2 protein-coding genes are annotated in these 1525 nt (G+C 59.7%); one reads left to right on the forward strand and one right to left on the reverse strand.

Annotation, left to right across the window (positions count from 1 at the left end; all coding sequences use genetic code 11):
• The coding region (locus tag ACFUEL_RS39575; RefSeq protein WP_380243047.1) for a hypothetical protein at positions 1 to 317 on the reverse strand (317 nt) is incomplete at its 3' end.
• Between the two features lie 587 nt (positions 318 to 904).
• Between ACFUEL_RS39575 and ACFUEL_RS39580 the strand changes: the two genes are divergently transcribed.
• A partial coding sequence (locus tag ACFUEL_RS39580; protein WP_380243049.1) for a hypothetical protein occupies positions 905 to 1525 on the forward strand: 621 nt, incomplete at its 3' end.

The raw sequence follows: 1525 nt of genomic DNA on the forward strand, positions 1-1525 counted from the left end.
TGGTCCAGGAACCACAGGCGCTGCTGCGCGAACGACACCGGCAACGGCCCCGCATCCCGCACCACGGGACGCACCACCGAACCATCCGCACCCGCGACGCCGTCCATCGCAGCTGAGTTCCGATCGAACCGGTCGGGGGCCATTTCTTCCATGTCGATGCCGAAAGCGGCTGCCGTTTCGGCTGCTGCGAGTGCGCTGATTGCGGCCACCACTTGATCGAAGGTTTCCGCACCCTCCATCAGTCCGGCCGGAACCGTTATCCCGAAGTCCGACGCCAGCCGTGAGACCGCCTGGTCGAGCAGCGCAGAGTTCTCCAAGACGGTGGATATTTCGCCGTCCGATCCGACCGCAGAACCCCAGACGTCCGACAGGGCTTCTGCTAGCTCTCCATGCGAGGGGATTCGCCGGAACACGAGACCACCGGTCCTTTTCTGTCGGGATTGCCCTGTAATCAATAATTGCCCACAGATGATAGTGTCACGCGAATTTAGTGAAGGCCATTGAACTTTAGTGCAGCGGTCATAATGCTCACTTGGCTTCAGGTTGGGTTTTTTCTGGCGTTCCGGACATAGGTGAACGGTTCGGATGATTTCGGTGATCTATGCGCAACTCGGGCGATCGTGCTGGTGTGCCGTCGCGCGTGGAAGATCGAGGACTCGCTGTGCTCCAGGCATGCGAGTGACTGGTTCGGCGGCGTACATCGATGTCGGATCGGGCGCTCTGGGGTGCTCAAGGCGTTGCCCAAAGGTCCAATACGCGAACACAGCCGCTGTAGAAATAATCGAGGTTGCTAATGAAGCCATCTTTGTGTCGCCGCTGAATCTCGACTTCACGGAGATGGGCAGGGTGCGCGAGGAGGCAGTGAAGCCATCGCGCAAATTCACTATTTGTCGGGGAGTGGAAAATGCTGCTGCCGGAGAACCGTGTAGGGGACGTAGAATTCGATCGGGTGCGCGGGCGGGTGGAGTTCCGGGTCGATGCTTCGGTGCATGCGGCAGCCATGGCCTTGGCGGATGAAAATGACGTCGACCTGTTGACGGTTTTGCATGCGACTCTCGTGGTTTGGCTGAACCGGCTGGGCGTCGACGCGGGTGCTGTGATTCGGATCCTTTTGCTTCAAGAGAACTCTGCGGATGATGTAAAGAATTTTCGGCGAGTGACCCGGTGGACGGACCTCGCCGATGACATGGCGTTTCGGGAACTGATGTTCCAGATACGAGACACTGAGGGTGCGGTCTTCGTGCATCCGGGTGCCGATCACGATGGCGGGCAGCCTGATACCTGTCGAGCTCCAGCTCGGCGGGCTGTCGAAAAGGAGACGGCCAGGTTTGACCTCTCCGTGGAGCTGGAGGCGATGTACGACGCTCACGGCGATCCTGAGGGAATCACTGGATGGGTCCACTGCGAGACTGACCACTTCGACTCGAAACTGGTGGGTCATTTTGGGGTGTTGCTTGCGGGGGTGGTGGGGGATGCGGGTGTGTTGGTGGGTGAGGTGGAGTTGGTGGGTGAGGTGGAGCGGGAG

Source organism: Kitasatospora sp. NPDC057198 (assembly GCF_042670125.1).
GTDB lineage: Bacteria > Actinomycetota > Actinomycetes > Streptomycetales > Streptomycetaceae > Kitasatospora.